This window comes from Ideonella sp. P3_A4, from assembly GCF_056403075.1.
Window position 1 is genome coordinate 1 of the sequence record NZ_JBFUGE010000350.1, and the last position, 6,427, is coordinate 6,427.

Genomic DNA, 6,427 nt, shown 5'->3' on the forward strand with positions numbered 1-6,427 from the left:
GTGCTGGGCTGGACCTGGCCGCCGATGAAGTGGCCAATGTCGGTGGTGGCGGTGAAAGCTTCGGGGGCGCCCATGGTGTGTCTCGCTTGCAGTGCAGGGATGGCGCCAGTCTAGGCAGCAGTGCCGACGCTGCCAATGCCGGCCGGCTGGATTCATTGTTCCGAAAGATGAACAATGGGCCGGGCAAACTGAGAGCCAATCCCATGAGCACCCGAATGTCGAACCCTGCCCGCGGCGCGCCGCTGTGGTCACCGATCCACGCGCTGACTGTGCTGGCCGAGGCCGGCAGCTTCACGGCGGCGGCGCAGCGCCTGAACCTGAGCAAGGCCGCGATGAGCCAACGCGTGGCCGAGCTGGAAGCCGCGGCCGGCGTGCCGCTGGTGCAGCGCACGACCCGCAGCATGCAGCTGACCGATGCCGGCCGCCAGCTGGTGGCGGCCACGCAGGGCGCTTTCGCCACCATTGATCAGGCCTTCGCCGAGGTGCGGGATCTGGCCGACGCCCCCAGCGGCCGCTTGCGCGTGACGGCGCCGGTGGCGCTGGCGCGGCAGTGCATCGTCCCGCTGCTGCCGGGCTTCCTGCGCGCGCACCCAGCGTTGCAGGTCGAGCTGGACCTGTCCGACCGGCTCCGGCCGTTGGCGCAAGAGGGCTTCGATCTGGCCATCCGTCACACCAGCACGCCGCCAGACACGCATGTGGCCTGGATGCTGCGCGAAACCCGCAGCCTGCTGCTGGCCAGCCCCGCCTACCTGGCGCGCCGGCCGGCCCCGCGCGCACCGCAGGACCTGCGCGAGCACGATTGCCTGTTCTACCCCCGCCCCAGCGACACGGCGGCATGGAGCTTCGAGCGCAAGGCCGGCGAGCGTGTCAGCGTGCCGTTGAAGGGCCCCTTTGCCGCCAACAACAGTGAGGCGCTGCGCGAGGCGGCGCTGGCCGGCCTGGGCATCACGCTGCTGCCCGATTTCAGCGCCGAGCCAGCCTTGGCCGCCGGCGAGCTGGTCGAGTTGCTGCCGGGTTGGCGTGCTGTGGGGGCGTTCGGCACGCACCTGTGGGCGATCCGCCCTTATGCGGCCCAGGTGCCGCGTGGCGTGAGGGTGCTGGTGGCCTGGCTGGCGCAGGCATTGGGTGGCCGTGCACCGGTCTGAGGCGTTGTCGACGCCCGGTCAGCTTGAAGAAAGGAATTGCACCGTTCGAGTGCCGCAAATCACGTGAGTCGGCTCAAGTCGGGCGTCGAACAATCCGAAAACCGATCAGACCGACCCAACCGACACGAGTCCGGAGACACATGACCATGGCTGTACCTTCCTTTGCGCGTTTGACGCTGGCCCGTCGCCTGGGCTTTGGTTTCGGCAGTTTGCTGCTGATGTTGCTGATCGTTGCCGGTCTGAGCGTCGCCGAGTTGCGCGCCCAGGGCAGCCGCGTGCAGGACATCGTCGGGGTCAAGAACGAGAAGTTGGCGCTGGCCAACAGCATGCTCGAAAGCATCAACAGCCTGGCGATCCAGGCCCGCACGGTCACGCTGCTGACCGATGTGAAGGCCATCGACGTCGAAATGAAGGTGCTGGCGGATGCGAAGAAGCGCTACGTCACCGGTGAAGCGGCGCTGCTGGAGCTGATCGGCACGACCGCCGATGCCGAAGAACGCGCGCTGATGAGCGAAATCGTCGAGGGCGGCAAGAAAACCATCCCGCTGGTCGAGCGCGCCGCCAAGGAAGGCGAAGCCGGCGCCGGCGTGGAAGCCACGATGACGCTGACCGAGGCGGTGCGCCCGGTCGAGATCGTCTGGCGCCAGAAGGTGGCCAAGCTGATCGACATCGTGCACAAGCAGAACACCGAGGCCGCTGAAGCCGTGATCAGCTCGCAAAAGCGCGCGCTGGTGATGGTGGCCGCCCTGATGGCCGGTGCCATGGTCGTTGGCGTGCTGTTGGCCTGGCGTACGACGCGCAGCATCACCATGCCGGTGGCGCGTGCCGTGAAGGTGGCCGAGCGCATCGCCGAGGGCGACCTGACCTCGACCATTGAAATCACTTCGCAAGACGAGATTGGCCGCTTGCTGCAAGCCATCCACGGCATGCAGGACCGGCTGCGTTCACTGGTTGGCGACATCCGCCAATCGGCCGAGTCGATCCAGACCGCGAGCACGGAAGTGGCCGTGGGCAACCAGGACTTGTCGCAACGCACCGAACAGACTGCCAGCAACCTGCAGCAAGCCGCGTCGTCGATGACGCAGCTGACGGGCACGGTGAACCAGTCGGCCGAATCTGCCAACCAGGCGAACCAGATGGCCAGCTCGGCCTCGGCCGTGGCCAAGCGCGGCGGCGAGGTCGTGGCGCAAGTCGTCTCGACGATGAACGAGATCAACAACAGCTCACGCAAGATCGCCGACATCATCGGCGTGATCGACGGCATTGCGTTCCAGACCAACATCCTGGCGTTGAACGCCGCGGTGGAAGCGGCGCGTGCCGGCGAGCAAGGCCGTGGCTTCGCGGTGGTGGCGGGCGAAGTGCGCTCGCTGGCCCAGCGCAGTGCCGAAGCGGCGAAGGAAATCAAGGGCCTGATTGGCACCAGCGTCGACAAGGTCGAAGCCGGCAGCCGGCTGGTCGGTGACGCGGGCAGCACGATGGGCGAGATCGTCGCCAGCGTGCAGCGGGTGTCCGGCATCATCAGCGAGATCACGGCCGCGGCCGCCGAACAAAGCTCCGGCATCGGCCAGGTCAGTGGTGCGGTGGGTCAGCTGGACCAGATGACGCAGCAGAACGCCGCGCTGGTCGAGCAATCAGCTGCTGCGGCCGAGAGCCTGAAGGGCCAGGCGGCCCGCTTGGCGGAACTGGTCAGCGTGTTCCGCCTGCAGCGCGACGCGAACTACGTCCATTGAGGGCCGCAGGGCGCCCACTGACGCCACTGCGTCGCAGCCGGACATAAAAAAACGACCCAGCCCGTGAGGGCTGGGTCGGTACAAGTCCTCAAAGAGGACGTCGTTGGGACGTTCGCCCAGTTGCACCGTTTGGTACACGCTGGGGCATGTCGGGCACTCTAGGTGCGCGATGTAACGAGAGCTATCCCCTGATTGGGGGATGCGGAGCGAAAGTGCACCGCAGCTGCACAAAAGGTTCAGGCCGTTGGTGTGGCGGCCCTTTCTTCGGCCGGCGCTCAGCTTGACGTGCCACAAAGGCCAACGGGCGCGACAATGGCGCGATGCCAGCACCTGCCCCCGAATCTTCACCCGCATTGACCGACGCCGACCTGGCCGCGCTCGAGCGCTGGCTCGATCGCATCCCCGCGCCCGCCGAGCCGCTGGACGTGATGATGCTCGACGGTTTTCTTTGCGGCGTGCTGCTGCAGCCCCGGCCGGTGCCCGAGGCGCAATGGTGGCGCCATGTGGTGGATGTGGACGGTCGTTCTATTCCGCTGGGTTTCGACGACGAGCCGCTGCGCGTATTGGTGCGCCGCCGCCATGCGGAACTGGACGCTGCAATCCGGGAGCGTCAATGGTTCGACCCGTGGGTGTTCGAACTCGACGACGAAGAGGACCCGCTGCAGGCCGTGATGCCCTGGGTGGCCGGTTTTGCGACCGCGATGGAGTTCTTCCCGGCGCTGATGCGCGCCGACTCGCCCGAGGTGGCCGAGCCGCTGGCGGTGCTGTACCGCAGCTTCGACCCGGAAGACCTCGAAGACGCCGATGAGTTGCTGGCGCTGATCGAAGAGTTGGAGCCGCCGACTGATCTGGCGGAAGCGGTCGAGGCACTGGTCAACAGCGTGCTGCTGCTCGCTGATGTGACGCGGCCGCTGCCCAGCACCAAGCCGCGCCGTGCGCCGGCACCGCGCCCGCGCCGGCCGGCACCCGGTGGCGGCGCCGGTGGCACTCGCGGCCGCCGGCATTGACCTTCTCTTTCCACGCCTGCCACCCATGCTGCAAGCCGACCAACTCAACACCTTCGGTGGCCAGCACCTGCCTGGTTACCTGGGCATCGTCATCGACGAGGCTGGGCCTGCGCTGATCAAGGCGCATTTGCCGGTGCGGCCCGAGCTGATGGCGCCCAACGGCTTTCTGCACGCCGGCAGTGTCGTGACGCTGGCCGACACCTGCGCCGGCTACGGCTGCGTGACGAACCTGCCGGCCGGCGCCACCGGCTTCACGACGATCGAGCTGAAATCGAACTTCCTTGGCACCGCCCGTGACGGCACCGTCGAATGCGTGGCCACGGCCGTGCACATGGGCAAGACCACCCAGATCTGGGACGCAGTGGTGACCAGCCGCGAAACCGGCAAGACACTCGCACTATTCCGCTGCACGCAGATGGTGCTGTACCCGAAGGCCGCTGCCTGATCAGCTGAACACGCGCTGCGCGTGCAGGCCCAGGCCTTGGGCCACGCTGGCGAGGCGGTCGCCGCGAACAGTGCGGGCGCGCGTGAAAGGCGCAGCGATGCGATGCGCCAGCGGCGCCAAACCGGTCGAGCCGCCGGTCAGGTAGACCGCTTCCACCTTCTCGGGCGCCACGCCGGCCATCCGGACCGTTTCGAGCCCGGCTTGCACGATGCGCTCCAGGTCGGATTCGATCGCGCCCAGCGCCTGCGGCTCGGCCAGCAGCGCCTCCAGCCCTGGTTCGACCGAATCCAGGTCGATGCGCACCACGTCGCCTTCGCGCCCGTCGGCCACGGCGATCTTTGCTGCCTCGGCCTTGGCCATCAGCGCATGGCCGAGCTTGTGTTCGACGATCTCCATCAGCCGGGCGTGCAAGTCGGCATCGGCATAGAAGGTGCGCATGCGGCGCAACTCCATCATCCGGGCCGGTGTGTAGACGGTGTTGATCAGGTGCCAGGTCGCCAGGTCGAAATAGACCTTGCTCGGCACCTCGCGCTCGGCCGGTGCCGGCCCGCGCGCCTTGAAGCCTGCCAGCGGCAGGATGGCGGTGAGTTCGACATGGCGGTCGAAATCGGTGCCGGCGATGTGCACGCCGTGGTTGGCCAGGATGTCGTTCCCACGGTCGACCCGCTTGGCCCGCTCGGGCCCGACGCGCACCAATGAAAAGTCCGAGGTACCGCCGCCGATGTCGGCCACCAGCACCAGTTGCTCATGGTCGACCGTGGCCTCGAAATCCAGCGCCGCGGCGATCGGCTCGTACTGGAAGCTGACTTCCGAAAAACCGACCTGGCGCGCGGCCTGTTCGAGCGCGGCCTGGGCCTGCGCGTCGCGTTCCGGCTCATCGTCGACGAAGTACACCGGCCGGCCGAGAACGGCCCGCGTCAGCGTGTGGCCGGCCTGAGCTTCGGCGAGCGACTTCAGGTGGCGGAGGTAGCCCGAGATCACATCGAGGAAACGCACCGAGCGGCCGCCACCGACATCGGTGCTCTGGTCGACCAGYGACGAACCCAGCACGCTCTTCATCGAGCGCATCAAACGGCCTTCATGGCCCTCGATGTAGGCGGCGAGCGCCTGCCGCCCGTACAGGCGCCGAGGGTCTTCATGCGGCCCCACGCCTTCAAGGGTGTAGAAGACCGCGGTCGGCATCGTGCGCTGACCGGGTTCGACCTCGACCAGCGACACCCGGTGGGCCGCGTCGGGCAAGGCAATCGCCGAATTCGACGTGCCGAAGTCGATGGCGCAGTAGGCGTGGTGCATTGGCGGTTCCGCGCGGGAAAAAAGGGCGCGATTCTGCCACCGATWGCTGCCCCCACGGGCCGAGGGCGGAAATCCCGCCGGCGCGGCCCTTCGCCCGTCAGGTCGACGGCGCCAGCGAGACCAGCGGATTGCGCTGCGGCAGCTCGGGGCCGCAGAAGCCGAAATTCAGCTGCGGCCGCTTGCCGCTCATCAGCTCGGCCAGCGCGCGGCCCGAGCCCGCGCCATGCGTCCAGCCCAGCGTGCCGTGGCCGGCGTTCAGCCACAGGTTGCTGATCTGGCCGCTGCGGCCGATGTAGGGAATGTTGGTCGGCGTGCTGGGGCGCAGGCCGGTCCAGTAGTTCGGCTCGCTCAGGTCGGCCACACCGGGGAACAGCTCTTCGTAGCGCTTGACCAGTGCGGCGCAGCGCACCTGCGCGGTGCTGCTGGCCAGGCTCTGGTCGTAACCGGCCATCTCGGCGGTGCCGGCGATACGGATGTGGTCGCCCAGGCGCGAGATCGCGATCTTGCGGGTGTCGTCCAGCAGGCTCACGGTGCTCGCGGCTTCGGGCTTCTTCAGCCGCAGCGTGGCCGAGTAGCCCTTGGCCGGGTAGATGTCGAGGTCGACGCCGATCGGGCGCAGCAGCGGGGCGGTGAACGAGCCCATCGCCGCGACGACTTGCTGGCCACGCAGCGTGCTGCGCACGCCGGTACGCTGGCAGCCGACGTTGACACCGCTGATCTCGCCGGCGACCAGGTCGAAGCCGAGGATGTCGTGTTCGTAGAGGAACTTCACGCCACGCTCGCGGCACTTCTCGGCCAGCTTCTGCG

General features: G+C 67.8%; 6 protein-coding genes. 4 read left to right on the forward strand and 2 right to left on the reverse strand.

Annotated elements, in window-relative coordinates; all coding sequences use genetic code 11:
* The first annotated feature begins 215 nt into the window (after positions 1-215).
* From AC1DYI_RS23705 to AC1DYI_RS23720, 4 genes are all read left to right on the forward strand, one after another.
* Positions 216-1,145: a LysR family transcriptional regulator gene (locus AC1DYI_RS23705; protein WP_477206592.1), complete on the forward strand. Its 930-nt coding sequence runs from the start codon at positions 216-218 to the stop codon at positions 1,143-1,145.
* 146 nt (positions 1,146-1,291) lie between these two features.
* Positions 1,292-2,875: a methyl-accepting chemotaxis protein gene (locus AC1DYI_RS23710; RefSeq protein ID WP_477206593.1), complete on the forward strand. Its 1,584-nt coding sequence runs from the start codon at positions 1,292-1,294 to the stop codon at positions 2,873-2,875.
* A 320-nt stretch (positions 2,876-3,195) separates the two neighbouring features.
* On the forward strand, positions 3,196-3,882 hold the full coding sequence (locus AC1DYI_RS23715; RefSeq protein ID WP_477206594.1) for a YecA/YgfB family protein: 687 nt from the start codon (positions 3,196-3,198) through the stop codon (positions 3,880-3,882).
* 16 nt (positions 3,883-3,898) lie between these two features.
* The gene (locus tag AC1DYI_RS23720) at positions 3,899-4,327 is read left to right on the forward strand and encodes a PaaI family thioesterase (protein ID WP_477206597.1); all 429 of its coding nucleotides are present in this window, start codon (positions 3,899-3,901) and stop codon (positions 4,325-4,327) included.
* Here the strand turns inward: AC1DYI_RS23720 and AC1DYI_RS23725 are convergent, their stop codons facing one another.
* Positions 4,328-5,620 (reverse strand): Hsp70 family protein, encoded by a 1,293-nt coding sequence (locus AC1DYI_RS23725; protein WP_477206595.1) that lies wholly within the window; start codon positions 5,618-5,620, stop codon positions 4,328-4,330. It abuts the gene before it with no gap.
* 97 nt (positions 5,621-5,717) lie between these two features.
* Positions 5,718-6,427: FAD-dependent oxidoreductase (locus AC1DYI_RS23730; protein ID WP_477206596.1), on the reverse strand; the 710-nt coding region annotated here is incomplete at its 5' end.